Genomic DNA, 17,319 nt, shown 5'->3' with positions numbered 1-17,319 from the left:
GGGTTTTGAAGAGTTAAGGAGGGGTATCGATGAGCAAAGACACGATAGGCCGACGGGGCGACGAACGATCGCGGTTGGCTTTCGAAGAAGCGAAGAAGGTTTTGCCCGGCGGCGTCAACAGCCCGGTACGGGCGTTTAAATCCGTTGGCTTGACGCCAATGTATATCGAACATGGGAGCGGTTCCCGGATCTACGACATCGACGGCAACAGCTTTATCGATTATGTGGGTTCCTGGGGCCCGTTGATTATGGGTCATGCTCATCCGGAGGTGGTCCGAGCGCTGCAGGAGACGGCCGCCAAAGGGACAAGCTTTGGAGCGCCGACGCTACTAGAAACGCAAATGGCCCAACTGGTCGCGGAGCGCGTACCCTCGATTGATGTCGTGCGTATGGTCAATTCGGGGACGGAAGCGACGATGAGCGCGATTCGTCTGGCGCGGGGGTATACCGGTCGCAGTAAAATCATGAAGTTCGAAGGTTCTTACCACGGCCATGCCGACAGCCTACTGATTAAAGCGGGCTCCGGCGTTGCTACGTTGGGGTTGCCGGACAGCCCCGGCGTGCCGGAGGGCGTCGCCGCCAATACGATTGCGGTACCATATAACGACCTGGCCTCTGTAGAGCTGGCGTTCGAGCGTTTCGGCGAAGAAATCGCCGGCGTGATCGTCGAGCCGGTGGCCGGGAACATGGGCGTTGTGCCGCCGTTGCCGGGCTTCCTTGAAGGCCTGCGCCGGATCACGGAGCAATACGGCAGCTTATTGATTTTCGACGAAGTGATGACGGGCTTCCGCGTGCATCTGAACTGTGCGCAAGGACGCTTTGGGATTACGCCGGATTTGACCTGTCTTGGCAAAGTGATCGGCGGCGGATTGCCTGTTGGAGCCTATGGCGGGAAACGGGAAATCATGGAGAAAATCGCGCCAAGCGGGCCGATTTATCAAGCCGGGACGCTGAGCGGGAACCCGCTGGCGATGGTTGCCGGTTATACGACGTTGTCGCTGCTCACTCCGGACGTGTACGACCGTCTGGAACGCCTGTCGGCGAAGCTGGAAGAAGGCTTTACGCGCAACGCGAAGGAACGGGGGATTCCATGCACGATTAATCGCGTCGGCTCGATGGTTTGCCCGTTCTTTACCGAAGAGAAGGTCATTAACTACGATACGGCAAAAACGAGCGATCTGGACTTGTTCCGCCGCTATTTTGCGGCACTTCTTGAGCAAGGTATCAACGTGGCACCTTCGCAGTTCGAAGGCATGTTCGTCTCGGGCGTACATACCGATGAAGACATCGAACTTACGATCGAAGCGCACCGGTTGGCGCTGAAAAAGCTGTGAGCCGTAAATTATCGTGGACGCGGCGCGGCGAGTGGTTGGAGTTGATGCCCGGTAAGCTGCCCGCACGTGAAGGGCTGGATCGACTGGATGCAGCAAAGGCCTGGCTGGAGGAGGAGCTGCAGGCTCCTCCCAAGCTACTGCGCAAGCTGCGGGCCGAAGACGGTATCAAGCTTGCCGGAGATCGTTTGCGGTTGCTGGCATTTCCGCCTAGGACTTCGCAGTATGCTCCGTTTGAGGCGGAGCTTCCACTTTTATATGAGGACGATTTTTGCCTTGTCGTGCACAAGCCGGCAGGGCTTAAGGTCCATCCGGACGGCGGCGAAACTTCCGGGGGGGCTTCCGGCCACCCGCTGGCTTCGCCAGACACGCTTGCCAACCGCGTGGCCGGATGGTATGCCTCCCTTGGCGAGCCGATCGCCGCTGCGCATATTCACCGGCTTGATGAAGATACGTCAGGACCCGTGTTATTTGCCAAAAATGAATATGCCCATTTGAAGTTGGACGAAGCGATGAGTCGCAAGGCTATCGACCGTACCTATATTGCGTTCGTACAGGGGATCGTCAGCCCTGAGCTCAAAGTCATCGACCAGCCGATCGGCCGGGACCGGCATCATAACCAGCGGCGCCGGGTTTCTCCTGGCGGCAAAGCGGCTGTAACCCACTTGGAGAGGCTGGAAGTTTATCCGAAACACGACGCAAGTCTGGTACGGCTCACTTTGGAGACGGGGCGGACGCATCAAATTCGCGTCCATCTGAGTGCAGCCGGACATCCGCTCGTAGGTGACGCGCTGTATGGCGGCAATACGAAGTGGCTGTCTCATCAGGCGCTGCATGGGGAGCGACTTTCGTTCCCGCATCCCCTCTCCGGAGAAGCCGTGGAGCTTGAGGATCCATGGCCCCCGGCGATGAACCGTCTGCGAGATCGCTTTAGCTTATGAGCGCCCTTGAACAGCAAGGCTTTGTCTAGCGCGTGGGCAAAAAGCTGGCATGCACTCCTTTTTGAAGCATATAGATTAAACGAGGATGATTTGGATCATGATTCATCGATTTTAAATCACGTTTGGATATGCTGAAGGGAGGTAACGTGTTGGCTGATCAATCCTATGGTCTCAGGTTTGATATTTACGAGCGCATACATCTTTCTGAAGATGTGATCGGCATTGAAGAGTTGGAGGAGATCGAGCTCTATCCGAAAATCCAGGTGATTCCCGGGGAAGAGTATGCCGCGCTGCGCGGCCATTTGCTGTTGTCGGGGTTGTACCGGGGAGAAGGGGAGACACGGGAGCTTGCGCATTATATTCCCGTAGAAATTACGATACCGCTAAGTCGGGTCAACCGGTTAGAGGATATCACGGTCGAAATTGAAAATTTCGATGTTGACCTACTCAGTTCGCGGAGTTTGAACATTACGGGCGTATTGTCGCTTCAAGGAGTTGAAACCTCCTCCTTGTTATCCGAACAAGATGCCTGGAAGGATCGAGAATTTACCACGGCTCATGTTGTACCCGCCATCCGAGGCGAGGAATTGGTATCAGATTTGGATACGGGCACGGCAGAGTTGGAGGCTCTCGAAACGGAGCCGGAATCGGAACGGGATGCACTAAGCCCAGCGCCATTGCTAGCGGATGAGGTGCGTCAAGATCCGGTGTTCTCCTGGAATTCGTTAGCAAGAGAGGATGCGGACAAAGAGCAAGAGCCGGAAACGGAACCGGAACTGGAGTTCGAGTTGGAGCAACAAGACTCACAGGTTCCGCATGTACCTCAATTTGCTTCGTGGCAGGCGTTTCCAGATGATGTGCTGAATGCACAAAAACGAAGTGCGGACGAGCCGCAGGAGGTTCTTTCCTGGACCGAGGACGTTTCGGCATTTCAGGAGTCCGACCCTTGGGCGGACAAGGAATCCGTTGCGAACTTTGGCTCCGCTGCGGAGGCCTTTGCGGATCACGCGGAGGAATCGGACGCCAACATATGGTTTAAGGATGAGGTTCGCCCGACGGACGATTTCCAGGCGACCGAACGTGCCAGTGAGTCCGTAGAAGCGGAAGCTGCGGATTCTGGGGTTGCGTACGAAACAGGCGAGGAAGTCCCTGCAACCCCAAACGAGGCGGTAAGTGAGGTTGCCGATGAGTCTGAAGCGGCGGTCGAGGCGGATTATCAGCCGGAAGAGAAGAAAGAAATGAAGATCGCGCTTGGGTCCAAAAAGAGTGCTGACGAGAGCGGAAGAGAAGGTTTTGGGTTAACGAAGTTGATCTCTTCATCCTCGAGGGTAGCTCGGGAAGCACTGGAGGACGCTTCGGATCTTCCGATTGCCGGCAGTGAACAGGGAGAAGGCGAAGAACTGCGGTGGAAGAACCTGTTTATCAGCAACGAAGATCAAACTCCTTTCCGCAAAGTACGGCTGGTCATCGTGCAGCGCGAGGAAACGCTAGACGATATCGCTCAGCGCTACCACTTGAGCTCGCGGGAGTTGCAGTTGTATAACCGACTCGCTGAGCACCAGGTCAATGAGGGGCAAATCTTGTACATTCCTTAAGACTAGACAGCGAAAAAAGGCGGATGATTGACTCCCGTTCCTTTCCAAGTTATGATAATATAGATTCAATCAATAAGATCTATGTCAAAGACTTGGAACGGGAAGAGTAGGCAGCATACCCTTCAGAGAGCGGAACCCACGGCTGAGAGTTTCCGCAGGACATGTAGCTCGCCGAAGTCGCCCGGGAGTTGTTCGTTTGAGCCGTTTTACGATGGTTAGAACGGACCGGTAGCAGCCGTTATCTGCATGAGTGTCGCATGTCATGGGCCGGATTCCGGAAGGGCCGGATGCCGATGTGCGAAACAAAGGTGGTACCGCGAAAGTAAAGCCTTTCGTCCTTTGAGACGAAAGGCTTTTTTTGTTTTTCTTAGACATCAAGAATAAAGGCGCAAAGCCGACAACAGACGACTATCTTGGGATCGCCAAGGCTATGCTTATTTGTAACGGAGGTTGAATAGGATGACAGAAAATCAAGATCAACAAGCCTTGTCGGCAGAAATGCCGACGACGTACGATCCGAAAGCGGCGGAACAAAAGTGGTACCATTATTGGCTGGAGAGCGGGTTCTTTAAAGCGGGACAACGGCCGGATGCCAAGCCGTATACGATCGTGATCCCGCCGCCAAACGTAACGGGGATGCTGCATATCGGGCATGCGCTCGATTTTACATTGCAGGACATTATGACGCGCACGAAGCGGATGCAAGGTTACGATGCGTTGTGGCTGCCTGGCTCTGACCATGCGGGGATTGCGACCCAAACGAAGGTGGAGCAGAAGCTACGCGAGCAAGGCGTAACGCGGTATGACTTGGGCCGTGAGAAGTTCCTGGAGAAGGTGTGGGAGTGGAAGGACCAATATGCTGCCACCATTCATGAGCAATGGGCTAAAATGGGCTTCTCCCTCGATTACTCGCGTGAGCGTTTTACGTTGGACGAGGGACTTTCTCAAGCGGTTCGCGAGGTTTTCGTTAAGCTCTACGAGAAGGGCTTGATTTACCGCGGGAAATATATTATCAACTGGGATCCGGCAGCACGCACGGCCCTCTCCGATATCGAGGTTGAATACAAAGAAGTCAATGGGCATCTCTACCATCTTCAGTACCCGCTGAGCGACGGGAGCGGCCATATCACGGTGGCGACGACGCGTCCCGAAACGATGCTGGGCGATACCGCCGTCGCTGTTCATCCGGAGGATGAACGGTACCGTCATTTGGTCGGCAAAACGTTACGTCTGCCGATCGTTAACCGTGAAATACCGATTATCGCTGACGAATATGTCGAGAAGGAATTCGGCAGCGGCGCTGTGAAAATCACTCCAGCGCATGACCCGAACGACTTTGAAGTAGGTTTGCGCCATAATTTGCCGCAGATCAACGTCATGGATGAAACCGGCACGATGAACGGTGAAGCCGGTAAATATCAAGGGTTGGACCGCAGCGATTGCCGTAAGCAAATCGTCAAGGATTTGCAGGAGATGGGCGTTCTGATCAAAATCGAGGATCACCTGCATCAGGTCGGCCATAGCGAGCGGACCGGTGCGGTTGTTGAACCGTATTTGTCCACCCAGTGGTTCGTCAAAATGAAGCCACTCGCTGAAGCGGCGATCGAAGCGCAACAATCCGGGAAAGGCGTTAATTTCGTGCCGGACCGTTTTGAGAAGACCTACTTGCACTGGATCGAAAACGTACGTGATTGGTGTATTTCCCGCCAACTCTGGTGGGGCCATCGCATTCCGGCCTGGTATTGTGAGGCAACCGGAGAGATGGTTGTTGCCCGCAGCGAGGAAGAAGCGCGCGCCAAGCTGGGGCGTGATGATCTGAAACAGGATGAAGACGTGCTCGACACCTGGTTCAGCTCGGCCCTCTGGCCGTTCTCTACGCTGGGTTGGCCGGATGAGAATAACGAGGAATTCAAACGGTACTTCCCGACGGACGTGCTCGTGACGGGATACGATATCATTTATTTCTGGGTAGCCCGGATGATCTTCCAGTCCCTGGAGTTTACCGGCGAAATGCCGTTTAAAGACGTGCTGATGCACGGCCTTGTCCGCGACAGCGAAGGACGCAAAATGTCCAAGTCGCTGGGGAATGGCGTTGACCCGCTCGAGGTCATCGAGAAATACGGCACGGACGCGATGCGCTATATGCTGTCTACCAGCAATACGCCGGGGCAGGATTTGCGCTTCCGCTGGGAACGGGTTGAGCAAGCTCGCAATTTCGCCAACAAAATTTGGAACGCTTCACGTTTCGCTTTGATGAACCTGGAAGGCGTGAAGTATGCCGATATTGATATTAGCGGTGATCTGTCTACGTCCGACCGCTGGATTTTGCACCGGATGAACGAGACGGCCAAGGAAATTACCCGCTTGATCGATGCTTACGAATTCGGGGAAACCGGTCGGCTGCTGTACAACTTCATTTGGGACGATCTGTGCGACTGGTATATCGAATTCGCCAAGTTGTCGCTGTACGGGGAAGATGCTGCGGCTAAGCAGAAAACCCAATCGGTACTCGCCTTCGTGCTTGACCGTACGCTGCGCATGATCCATCCGTTTATGCCGTTTATTTCCGAGGAAATATGGCAGCATTTGCCGCATGATGGCGAAACGATCATGCTTGCGGCTTGGCCGGAGTACGACGCTTCGTTAGAAGCGCCGGACGCCGTTCAGGAAATGAATCTGTTGATCGACGTGATTCGTTCGGTACGAAATATCCGTGCCGAAGTGAACGTGCCGATGAGCAAAAAAATCGAGCTGGTGATTAAGCCAAGCAGCACCGACGTGTTGGAAGTGCTGACCCGCAACGAGCATTACGTCCGCCGGTTCTGCAATACGTCCGAGTATGAAGCAGCGCTAAACGCGACCGTGCCTGATAAGGCGATGACCGCCGTTGTGACCGGGGCCGAGCTGTTCCTGCCGCTGTCGGGCCTGATCGACATCAGTCAAGAAATCGAACGGCTAACGAAAGAGCTCGACAACCTGAACAAGGAAGTGGAGCGCGTCGAGAAGAAGCTGGCTAACGAGGGCTTCGTGGCCAAAGCGCCGGCGAAAGTAATCGAGGAAGAACGCGCCAAAATGGCCGATTATTCCGAGAAACGCGACAAAGTGCTGGCCCGGATCGCGGAGTTGAAGGGTTAAGTGAACTTGAGCTTCGTACTCCGAAGGTGATATTTTTTGAACTACCGCTTCGTTGGTACTGCTTCGTGCTCCGAAGATGACTTTTTGAACTACCACTAATTGATGAAGGTGACTGACATGGGGGATCGTACAGAGGAAGGAATACGACCGCTGCCGCTGAATAGCTATACCGAAGCGGTCGATTGGATCAACGGGCTATTGCCGTTTGGCATCCGGCCCGGCTTGGAACGAATCGAGCTTATGATGGAACGCTTGGGGCATCCTGAGCGGAGGCTGAAGTTCATTCATGTGGCGGGGACAAACGGAAAAGGCTCTTCCTGCGCTTTTTTAACTCGAACATTGCGGGAAAGTGGATATCATGTGGGGACGTATACGTCCCCTTACATCACGAAGTTCACCAACCGCTTCCAGTATGACGAGGTGGACATTCCCGAATCGGCACTGCTGGAGATGGCAAACCGCGTTGTTCCGTTGGTAGAAGAAATCGCCGGCACCGACCTGGGCTCTCCGACGATGTTTGAAGTGAGCACGGCGATCGCCATTTTGTATTTTGCGGAGATGTGTTATCCCGATGTAGTAGTATGGGAGACGGGGCTTGGGGGAAGGATGGATGTTACTAATATCGTGACTCCGATCGTCTCTCTGATTACGAATATCGGTTATGATCACATGGACGTTCTTGGGGACACGATTGAACAAATTGCCGCTGAGAAGGCTGGCATTATCAAGGCAGGCGTGCCCGTAGTCAGCTGCGTCGAGCAACCCGAGGCGATCACTGTACTGAAAAATACGGCCGCGTCCAAGCACGCCACCCTTTATCTGATGGGCGAACAGTTCCGTTATGAGCGGCTTAGTGTTGATGCCAAGGAGCAGCATTTGCATTTCAAAGGTCCCTTCCGAGATATGGATTTTACGATTCGCATGCTTGGGGAGCATCAATGCAAGAACGCCGCCGGCGTCATGATGGTATTGGAAGTGCTGCGACAATACATGGCTTTTCTGCTTGAGGATGAGCAGATGCAGGACGGTTTCCGTACCACCTTTTGGGCAGGACGGCTGGAGGTGGTTCGGGAAGCACCGCGTTTGGTGCTGGACGGAGCGCATAATCCGGAAGGCGCCGCTTCGCTGGCACAAAGCCTGCCGGAAGCCTTCCCGTACCGAAAACTGCATTTGATGATGGGGATGCTAGCCAATAAGCATCATCAAGGCTACTTGAAGCATATATTACCAATAGTGGATACGCTTATTCTGACCGAGCCCGACTTTCGCCGGAAAATGGACGCCGAAGCGTTATACGAACTCGTGGCCGAACTACAGGGGACGGAAGCGAAAGCGGATTTGGAAATCATCGTAGAAAGTGACTGGAGAAAAGCCCTTTCGCTTTTGGAGTCACGGACGGAACGGGAAGATCTTGGGGTGGTAACCGGTACGTTGTACCTGATCTCGGACGTGCGGGCGGCCCTTTTGCATCAAACCGATTCTGAAAAAGGCTGGTGACCATTTTGTTGAATACGACCGAACAACATGTACATTTTATCGGCATTGGCGGCTATGGCATGAGTGCCATCGCACGCGTGATGCTGGAAATGGGTTATACCGTCACGGGATCGGACGTTGCCTCCCAAGAATTGACGGAGAAGCTCGCTGCGAAGGGAGCGAAGATATACATCGGCCATACCGCCGAACACGTGCACGGGGCGGATCTGGTCGTTTACTCGACGGCGCTGCCGAAAGATAACGTGGAGCGGCTGGAGGCTCAGGAGCAAGGAATCCCGGTACTGCACCGTTCCCAGATGCTGGCCCGGCTGTTAAATGAACGGACCGGTGTCGCCGTAGCCGGGGCCCATGGGAAAACGACGACCTCATCGATGATCGCACTCGTGATGGAGCATTGCGGGACAGACCCGACCTACATTATCGGTGGGGAAATTATGGACATGGGCACCAATGCGAAAGCCGGGCAAGGAAAATGCGTGGTTGCGGAGGCTGACGAAAGCGACGGCTCCTTCTTGCAGTACCACCCTTCGCTTGGCGTGGTGACCAACATCGAGGCGGATCACCTAGAGAACTACGGCGGGGATTTCGGCAAGCTGAAGGAAGCCTACGTGCAGTTCTTGAACCAGATCAAGCCGGATGGAAAAGCGGTGGTTTGCGGCGACGACCGGAACGTCCGGGAATTGCTGCCTCAGGTTCAGAGCAAAGTCATTACGTACGGCATCGAATCGGGCTGCGACTATACGGCTCACGAGATCGATCTTGGGGACCGCTGCGTCACCTTCAAAATGAATCAAGGCGACCGGGAGCTCGGTATGGTGGAGTTGTCCGTGCCTGGCCGACACAATGTTTACAATGCAATGGCGACCGTAATCGTCTGCTTGGAAGCAGGCATTCCTTTTAACGAAATCGCAGTGGCCTTGCGTCACTTCCATGGTGCAAAACGCCGCTTCCAGGTACTTGGAGAACAAAATGGCATCCTGATCATCGATGACTACGCTCACCATCCGACGGAGATCCAAGCAACGATCGCAGCGGCCAAAGCGACCGGCAAACGGATCATCGCCGTGTTCCAGCCGCAGCGCTATACGCGGACCTTCTTCCTGTTGGATGCATTCAGCAGAGCGTTTGGAGAAGCGGATGAAGTGATCATCACCGACATTTACTCGCCGGCTGGGGAAAAAGCGATCGAAGGAGTGAATTCCTCCAAGCTGGTCGAACTAATCAAGGAGAACAGCAATGCCGGCGCTCGATATTTGCCGACGAAGCAGGATGTGCTTGAAGATCTGCAAAATCGGCTGAAGCCTGGCGACCTTGTGCTAACGATGGGCGCGGGCGATATTTATAAAGTGGGATACGAGCTGGCGAAAGGTTTGTCTAGCTAAAGCGTATATCAAATTTCTCGTAAAAACGGTCTTCGACGGGTCTTGTCTGCCCGGGGAGGCCGTTTTTTGGGTTGCTGAGGTGATCTTTGCTTGCTCGCCTGCAGGCTTGGCATATCGGACGGTCCACGCTCATATGGATAGGTTAGAAGAATGGACAAGGAGCGTGCAGACCGTGAACAAAGCCAAAATGACATTCCGGTTTGATGGGGAAGGCCGGGAAATCCGGCCGGAGCTGCCGCTGGAGATTGCAGAGATGCCGAAGCGGGATGCGGTGCCTCGTTATCGAGCGATCGAAACGGTGGAGGAATGGGGAGATCCTTTTACGGACCATACGGGGATGGGGTTGACCGTATTTCCGGGAGGACGGGATCGCAACCTGAGCCTAGACACGAGAGAGGTCGACCAGATCGGACGTGAAATGGAATATTCGGAGGACTATACTACTTCCACGGCCAATGATTGGGAGGAAATCTACGGAAAGGATCCCTGGCAGACCGAATGGCAGGAGGAGGCTCCTCCGCACTATTCACATCCCCATCGAACTTCATGGTGGAAGGTCGCGGGCTCCTTGACCGGGGCGATTGTTACGGGCGCTTTGTTTGGGTTTGTTGTATTATCCTTATTCAATCAGGATGTGAAGTTTCCGCTTCCGGGCATCGGGGTGCCGCAGCAGACTGATAGGGGTGAGGCGGCGAGTTTACCGGTGATGGGGGATATGGAAGGGGCGACGACGACACCGGAAGAGAACATCCCGCTCATCAGCGTTGCTTTGCCAGAACAAACCTACTATTTTCTACAATACGGCGTGTTCAGCACAGCGCAAGGTGTGCAACTGGCGCAGGAGGAGCTGCAGGCCTCGGGTATTGCTGCCGCGAGGGATACCGTCGACGAGAAACGGGTGTACGCCGGGGTTTCGACGGAGCGTGAGCAATCGAAGTTGCTCAGCGGCCAACTGAAGGCGGCTGGCGTGAATCTTATCTTGCACGAGATTTCGTTCCCGGCGGCGGCCAACGTCGAATTTTCCGGAGAGCGCGAGGCTTTGGCAGGCTTTATGACGCAAAGCGCAGAGCTGGTTCGCCTTCTTAGCACTACGTCTGCTGCGCTGCTGACCGAAGCGGATCCACAGCCGCAGCGACATGCGGAGCTGGAGCAGTTGGAAGCGAAGCACCAAGCCTGGACGGAAGGCGCCTCGGCCATCCGCGGCAAATGGTCGGCAGGGGGAGCACTCCTGGCCGGTGAAATGGAGAAAGCGATCAACGGGGCCGTCGAGGCTATGGGAGAATACCAAAAAAACGGCGCAAAGACGCTGCTCTGGGAAGTACAAAATGAGATGATGCGCTTCATTATGGCTGAGCAGTCTCTAGTTGAGGCCAGAGTCACAAACACAGGCCGCTAATGCAATAAAAGACAGGGAGCTGGAAATAGTTACCCCTGTCTTTTTTGTGTTTGCGCCTGGGGCCAAAATAATCTTATAATAGGTTAGTGTCAAAAAATGGCGGGGATGACAGCATTCACTGTCGAATGTTCACCCATTTTTTGCTAACTTAGGTTTGTAACCAATCAGGACATCAAATCGTCTTTTCAAAGGAGAGTTCCGCATTGGATACCGCGTATTTACGCCGAATCATACTTGCTTCCACTTCACCCCGTAGGCGTGAATTAATCGCGTCACTGGCGATTCCATTTGAGGTGGTACCCAGCCATACGGACGAATCTTATGAGGAGACGTTGTCGCCGGAGCAAATCGTGCAGGAGCTTGCAGGACGTAAAGCGGATGCCGTCTACCGTGGGCTCGACCCAGCGGGAGACCGAAATGCAGTCATCGTCGGCAGTGATACGATCGTGGTCCGGGACGGAGACGTCTTAGGCAAGCCGCGGGACGTGCAAGAGGCCGCGGACATGCTGCGTAGCCTGCAGGGACGAGACCATGTGGTGTATACCGGCGTGGCTTGCGTGGACGCCTTGACCGGCACACGCCTTGTCGACTACCGAGCGACGACTGTAACGATGAAGGCCTTATCCGAAACGCAAATCCAGGCTTATGCCCGAAGCTGGGAAGGATTGGATAAAGCCGGGGCGTATGCCATCCAGGGACTTGGCGCAACGATCGTGACCGGCATCAAAGGCTGTTATTTTAATGTCGTTGGTTTACCTTTATCGCTGCTCGTCGACATGCTGGAGGATTTTGATATTCGGGTATTGTAAGCAGGTAGCAAGGCTTGCCGCGATGGCAGGTCATCAGGAAGTGATAAAGCATATCCTTCCGAACTCAGGACGGGCCTACCGGTATCGCCGGAAGTCGCCCGAAACCATTCGGAAGCGGGGGATAACGATGGAACAAGCTCCCTATATGCTGCGTGATCTGCCTTCTGAGGAGCGGCCAAGGGAACGAATGATCAAATATGGAGCAGGTGCGCTCAGCCATGCTGAACTGCTGGCCATCCTGCTGCGCACGGGAACACGCCAGGAGTCGGCGGTTCATGTGGCACAGCGGCTGCTGTCCGGCGTAGGCGGACTCCGCGGGCTGGTGGATGTCAGTTTGGACGAAATGACCAAGCTGAAAGGCATCGGACCGGCTAAAGCGATCCAGCTGAAGGCGGGGATCGAAATGGGACAGCGATTAGCCAAAACGCGGCTGCCGGAACAAGGTACGATTCGCAGCCCGGAGGATGCGGCCGAATTGCTGATGGAGCAAATGCGCTATTTACAGAAAGAGCATTTTGTTTGTCTTTTTTTGAATACGAAAAATCATATCATAGCTCAGGAGACGCTTTCCATCGGAAGTCTGAACGCTTCGATCGTGCATCCGCGGGAGGTGTTCCGCGCCGCGATCAAATGCAGCAGCGCTTCCGTCGTATGTGCCCACAATCATCCCAGCGGCGATCCCAGCCCGAGTCCGGAGGATATCCGGATGACGCGAAGGCTTTGCGAAGCGGGAGAGATCGTAGGCATCGACGTGCTTGATCACATCGTCATCGGGGATGGGAAGTTCGTCAGTTTGAAGGAGCGGGGATTGATGTAGCGTAGGCGGATCTACGTGAGAGGGCGGAAGACCCGGCTGAATGCAAGATTCGCTGTCGTGAATCACTTCTGTGATGGGCTTCGTGATCGGAAGATGACTTTTTGAACAACCGTTTCAATGAAGGTTCAACAAGTCAGGTTTCGAGCACCAAGAAGGTTGGATGTTGCTAGGGGCTGAGTAGCGGAGCGTAGGCGGATCTACGTGAGCAACGGAAGACCCGGCTGAATGCAAGATTCGCTGTCGTGAATCACTTCTGTGATGGGCTTCGTGATCGGAAGATGACTTTTTGAACAACCTCTAATATAATGGGTTAGATACAGAAGGAAAGGAAGAAGCAGCATGTTAGGTGGCTTTACTAAAGATTTGGGTATTGACTTAGGGACGGCAAATACGCTGGTATATACGAGAGGCAAGGGCATCATCGTCCGGGAACCTTCCGTGGTAGCGATTCATACCGACACGAAGAACATCGTGGCCGTCGGCGAATCCGCCAAGAAGATGATCGGCAGAACCCCTGGCAACATTCGGGCGATCCGTCCGATGAAGGACGGCGTGATCGCCGATTTCGATACAACGGCAACGATGATTAAATATTTTATCAGCCAAGCGCAAAAGCAGCGTTCGCTGTTTCAACGCCACCCGAACGTAATGGTTTGCGTTCCGTCGGGGATCACGGCCGTTGAGCAGCGGGCCGTAGAAGATGCGACGAAGCAAGCCGGCGCACGCGAGGCCTACACGATCGAGGAACCGTTCGCTGCAGCGATTGGCGCGGATTTGCCGGTTTGGGAACCAACCGGCAGCATGGTCGTGGATATCGGCGGCGGGACGACGGAGGTCGCGGTAATCTCTCTTGGCGGGATCGTCACCAGCAAATCCGTCCGCGTCGCGGGCGACGAAATGGATGAGGCGATTATCCAGTACATCAAACGCCAATATAACCTGATGATCGGCGAGAGAACCTCCGAGCAGCTCAAAATGGATATCGGTTCCGCGCTTGCGTTGGAGAAGGTCGAAACGATGGAAATTCGCGGACGCGATCTCGTGTCGGGGTTGCCGAAGACGATCACGATCACCTCTGACGAAATCTCCGACGCGCTTAGCGATACGGTAGGCGCTATCGTCGATGCGGTGAAGGTAACTTTGGAGAAGTGCCCGCCGGAATTGGCCGCCGACATTATGGACCGTGGAATCGTGTTGACCGGTGGCGGCGCGTTGCTGCGCAACCTGGATAAACTGTTGGCCAGCGAAACCGGCATGCCGGTGATCGTTGCGGAGAATCCGCTGGATTGCGTGGCGATTGGTACGGGCCGCGCCTTGGATAATATTCATTTATTCAAATCAAAAAGTAGTTCAGCCCTTCGTTCCAAACGATAATGTTCGCGCGGGAGAAGGCACCCCTGATATGAATGCGGCGCCGTCCTGAATTGGACGGCCTATGCCGTTTTTCCAAGAAAAATGTATGGTTGGAGGGTGCGGAAACTGTTTAAGCTGCTTGGCAACAAAAGATTATTTATTTTGTTGATGGGACTTATTTTGTTTATTGCGGTGATGGGATTTACGCTAGGGCCAAGAACTAACTTGTCCTGGCCCGAGAAATTCGTGAAGGACACGGTTGGCTTCGTGCAATACGTGTTTTACAAGCCCGCTAGCTATGTAGCGGGCTTGTTTGAAGATATTTCGAACCTCCGCGCGCTGCAGGAGGAGAACGAACAGCTCAAGATCGCACTGGCGCATTATACCCGTGACAAAGCGACCTATAACTGGATCGAGCAGGAGAATGAGCGGCTGAAGGATAAGCTTGAATTTACGGAAGCTCAGAAAAGAATCTACGATTACACCTGGAAGATCGCTCAAGTAGTTAGCGTTAACGACGACCCCGTCAATCGCACAATCGTCGTCAACCTCGGGGCTCGGGAAGGCGTCAAGGAGGGGATGGCCGTCTCTTCCGAGAAAGGTCTGGTTGGTGTAATCAGCCATGTCAGCAACTTTACGTCCACCGTCCGGCTCGCTACGGCGATGGATGCCAAGGACCCGAATTCCAATGGCATTGCCGTTACGGCGCAAGGGAAGGAGAACGACGTCTTCGGCATGATCGAAACGTTTGATCGCGAGCAGGGGATGTTCCTGATGACACGGATTGAAGATGCCGCCCCATTGAAGGAAGGGGATTTGATCGTCTCTTCGGGGATCGGCGGCGTATTCCCTCGGGGGATGGTCGTGGGTACCGTGAAGGACATCCAGGTTGGTGAATACGGCTTAACCTATACCGCCACAGTGGAACCTGCGGCTAACTTCACGGACTGGAAGGAACTATTTATCGTGTTTACACCGGAAGGTGAAGGCGAGTGAACAAGCGAAAATTGATTCTTTTCCTGCTGATGTTCCTGTTGTTCATTCTGGAGGGGACGCTGGTTCCCTGGCTGGTTCCATCGGCTTGGCAGTCGAGGATAGCTCCTCATCTGGTTTACGTGGTCATTCTTTATTTCTCGGTATATGAGAATCGGCATACGGGACTCATTCTTGGTCTAGCATTTGGGATGCTGCACGATATCGTTTTTTATGGCGCATTGATCGGAACCTACTCCTTCGCCATGGGGCTGTCCGGCTATCTGCTCGGGCTCTTGTCCCGCAACCAACGGGCGCCCCTGCCACTGATGATGATCATTGTATTGCTCGGCAGCCTGCTTCTGGATTCGATCCTGTTCGGTACGTATTCGTTATTCGAACTGATCCACCAGCCTTATACGTGGGCGCTAAAAAGCAACATCATCCCGAATGTATTCGTGCAGTTCGTGTTTGCGCTGGCGATATACGTCCCGCTAAGGCGTCAACTCGAAATCATCACTCGCAGACGATCTCCCGAGGAGAACGCTTGACTTCCCGCTTATTTTGCTTGCCGTAAGCAGGAACTTTCCCGCCTCGGCGCGAATTGATTAGGGGGGAGGGACAGGCTAATGACAGTGAAATCCAACCACGTGACGATTAAAGGCATAAAAGATGGCCTGGTTTTCCTGCTGGACGACAAATGCGATTTTTCAAGTCTTCTGGAGGAATTGAAGTATAAATTGGAATTTAGCCATCAACATATTTTGACCGGACCGATCATCCATGTTGATGTGAAGCTGGGGATGCGTCTCGTCACCGACGATCAGAAGGATATGATTCTTGATATATTGAAGCAAAAAGGCAATTTGCTTGTACGCTCCTTCGAAATGCCGGAGATCGTCCGCGCCGATGGCCCGCAGGCTCTGACTACGATTGCGGGCATCGTCCGTTCGGGACAGGTGCTGCATCATGAGGGCAATCTGCTGTTTATCGGGGACGTTAATCCGGGAGGGACAATCCAATGTACCGGCGACATTCTGATTCTTGGAGCCCTTCGGGGAATGGCCCATGCGGGAATCGAGGGCAACGAGAATTCGATCATCGCGGCTTCGTACCTGTCTCCGACACAGCTTCGGATTGCGGAGACGATCAGCCGGCCTCCCGATGAATGGGAGAACCGGGAAACGAGCATGGAGTTCGCTTTTCTTCGAGAAGGGAAGATGCAGATCGACAAAATCATCAATATGACCCGGGTGAGACCGGACCTTAACGTGTTTAAAGGGGTGTGAATCATGGGACAAGCTATCGTAATTACATCCGGTAAAGGCGGGGTCGGCAAAACGACCACCTCGGCCAATATCGGAACGGCGCTTGCGCTGTTGGGGAAAAAAGTCTGCTTGGTCGATACGGACATCGGTTTGCGAAATTTGGACGTGGTCATGGGACTGGAGAATCGGATCATCTATGATTTGATCGACGTCGCGGAAGGTCGCTGCCGGTTAAATCAGGCGCTGGTCAAGGATAAGCGGTTCGATGAGCTTTATATGCTTCCGGCGGCGCAAACGAAAGACAAAAATGCGATTTCACCAGAGCAGGTCAAAGATATTATTCTGGAGCTGAAGAAGGAGTTCGAATTCGTCATTATTGACTGCCCGGCCGGGATCGAGCAAGGCTTCAAGAACGCCATCGCCGGTGCGGACCAGGCCATCGTCGTTACGACGCCGGAGCATGCCGCGGTGCGAGATGCGGATCGGATTATCGGCTTATTAGAGAACTCGCATATCAGTTCGCCGAAGCTGGTGGTGAACCGGATTAAGATCAATATGATGAAATCCGGGGACATGCTGGATATCGAAGGGATTTTACAGGTGCTGAACATCGATTTGATCGGGATCGTGCCGGATGACGAACTGGTCATCAAAGCCGCGAACAGCGGCGAGCCTACGGTGATGAATCCGGATTCCTCGGCAGCGATCGCTTACCGCAACATTGCGCGGCGGATATTAGGCGACACCGTGCCGCTCATGCTGCTGGATCAGAAGAAGGGCGTATTTACGCGCTTCAAGAAGTTTTTTGGAATGGGTGGATAAT

14 protein-coding genes and 1 other annotated feature are annotated in these 17,319 nt (G+C 54.1%); all 14 genes read left to right on the top strand.

The window, feature by feature from the left end:
- Window positions 1-29: 29 nt before the first annotated feature.
- Entirely contained in the window at window positions 30-1,334 is a 1,305-nt protein-coding gene (gene hemL, locus IM700_RS16750) for a glutamate-1-semialdehyde 2,1-aminomutase (protein ID WP_193418082.1), read from the top strand.
- Window positions 1,331-2,272 (top strand): RluA family pseudouridine synthase, encoded by a 942-nt coding sequence (locus tag IM700_RS16745; RefSeq protein ID WP_193418080.1) that lies wholly within the window; start codon window positions 1,331-1,333, stop codon window positions 2,270-2,272. Before hemL ends, IM700_RS16745 begins: the two co-directional genes overlap by 4 nt.
- A 149-nt stretch (window positions 2,273-2,421) precedes the next feature.
- Complete coding sequence (locus IM700_RS16740; RefSeq protein WP_193418078.1) at window positions 2,422-3,867, top strand: LysM peptidoglycan-binding domain-containing protein; 1,446 nt, start codon at window positions 2,422-2,424, stop codon at window positions 3,865-3,867.
- 84 nt (window positions 3,868-3,951) lie between these two features.
- Window positions 3,952-4,210 (top strand) — a binding site (T-box leader).
- A gap of 116 nt (window positions 4,211-4,326) precedes the next feature.
- Window positions 4,327-7,002 (top strand): valine--tRNA ligase, encoded by a 2,676-nt coding sequence (locus tag IM700_RS16735; protein WP_193418076.1) that lies wholly within the window; start codon window positions 4,327-4,329, stop codon window positions 7,000-7,002.
- A 117-nt stretch (window positions 7,003-7,119) separates the two neighbouring features.
- Window positions 7,120-8,499, top strand: coding sequence for a bifunctional folylpolyglutamate synthase/dihydrofolate synthase (locus IM700_RS16730; protein ID WP_239483987.1), 1,380 nt, complete (start codon window positions 7,120-7,122; stop codon window positions 8,497-8,499).
- A gap of 59 nt (window positions 8,500-8,558) precedes the next feature.
- On the top strand, window positions 8,559-9,881 hold the full coding sequence (gene murC / locus IM700_RS16725; protein ID WP_418888792.1) for a UDP-N-acetylmuramate--L-alanine ligase: 1,323 nt from the start codon (window positions 8,559-8,561) through the stop codon (window positions 9,879-9,881).
- 172 nt (window positions 9,882-10,053) lie between these two features.
- Window positions 10,054-11,277, top strand: a complete 1,224-nt coding sequence (locus tag IM700_RS16720) for an SPOR domain-containing protein (RefSeq protein WP_336244908.1) — start codon at window positions 10,054-10,056, stop codon at window positions 11,275-11,277.
- A 203-nt stretch (window positions 11,278-11,480) separates the two neighbouring features.
- Window positions 11,481-12,086: a Maf family protein gene (locus IM700_RS16715; RefSeq protein WP_193418070.1), complete on the top strand. Its 606-nt coding sequence runs from the start codon at window positions 11,481-11,483 to the stop codon at window positions 12,084-12,086.
- Window positions 12,087-12,213: 127 nt separating this feature from the next.
- The gene (gene radC, locus IM700_RS16710) at window positions 12,214-12,903 is read left to right on the top strand and encodes a RadC family protein (RefSeq protein WP_193418164.1); all 690 of its coding nucleotides are present in this window, start codon (window positions 12,214-12,216) and stop codon (window positions 12,901-12,903) included.
- A gap of 339 nt (window positions 12,904-13,242) precedes the next feature.
- Window positions 13,243-14,277, top strand: coding sequence for a rod shape-determining protein (locus IM700_RS16705; RefSeq protein ID WP_193418068.1), 1,035 nt, complete (start codon window positions 13,243-13,245; stop codon window positions 14,275-14,277).
- 96 nt (window positions 14,278-14,373) lie between these two features.
- A complete protein-coding gene (gene mreC, locus IM700_RS16700; protein ID WP_193418066.1) occupies window positions 14,374-15,252 on the top strand; it encodes a rod shape-determining protein MreC in 879 nt (292 codons plus the stop codon).
- Window positions 15,249-15,779, top strand: coding sequence for a rod shape-determining protein MreD (mreD, locus tag IM700_RS16695; RefSeq protein ID WP_193418064.1), 531 nt, complete (start codon window positions 15,249-15,251; stop codon window positions 15,777-15,779). Before mreC ends, mreD begins: the two co-directional genes overlap by 4 nt.
- A 78-nt stretch (window positions 15,780-15,857) precedes the next feature.
- The gene (minC, locus tag IM700_RS16690) at window positions 15,858-16,517 is read left to right on the top strand and encodes a septum site-determining protein MinC (protein ID WP_193418062.1); all 660 of its coding nucleotides are present in this window, start codon (window positions 15,858-15,860) and stop codon (window positions 16,515-16,517) included.
- 3 nt (window positions 16,518-16,520) lie between these two features.
- A complete protein-coding gene (minD, locus tag IM700_RS16685; RefSeq protein ID WP_193418060.1) occupies window positions 16,521-17,318 on the top strand; it encodes a septum site-determining protein MinD in 798 nt (265 codons plus the stop codon).
- Window position 17,319 lies beyond the last annotated feature (1 nt).

It is taken from the genome of Paenibacillus rhizolycopersici (assembly GCF_014947195.2).
In the GTDB taxonomy this organism is placed as follows: domain Bacteria; phylum Bacillota; class Bacilli; order Paenibacillales; family Paenibacillaceae; genus Fontibacillus; species Fontibacillus rhizolycopersici.
Note: the sequence above shows the minus strand (reverse complement) of the source record. Positions and strands in the feature narration are given on the sequence as shown.

Bases quoted from the DNA above. Each gene is read 5' to 3' on its own strand.
- murC (WP_418888792.1), top strand. From the start codon at position 8,559: ATGAGTGCCATCGCACGCGTGATGCTGGAAATGGGTTATACCGTCACG.
- IM700_RS16705 (WP_193418068.1), top strand. From the start codon at position 13,243: ATGTTAGGTGGCTTTACTAAAGATTTGGGTATTGACTTAGGGACGGCA.
- IM700_RS16730 (WP_239483987.1), top strand. From the start codon at position 7,120: ATGGGGGATCGTACAGAGGAAGGAATACGACCGCTGCCGCTGAATAGC.
- minC (WP_193418062.1), top strand. From the start codon at position 15,858: ATGACAGTGAAATCCAACCACGTGACGATTAAAGGCATAAAAGATGGC.
- radC (WP_193418164.1), top strand. From the start codon at position 12,214: ATGGAACAAGCTCCCTATATGCTGCGTGATCTGCCTTCTGAGGAGCGG.
- hemL (WP_193418082.1), top strand. From the start codon at position 30: ATGAGCAAAGACACGATAGGCCGACGGGGCGACGAACGATCGCGGTTG.
- IM700_RS16735 (WP_193418076.1), top strand. From the start codon at position 4,327: ATGACAGAAAATCAAGATCAACAAGCCTTGTCGGCAGAAATGCCGACG.
- minD (WP_193418060.1), top strand. From the start codon at position 16,521: ATGGGACAAGCTATCGTAATTACATCCGGTAAAGGCGGGGTCGGCAAA.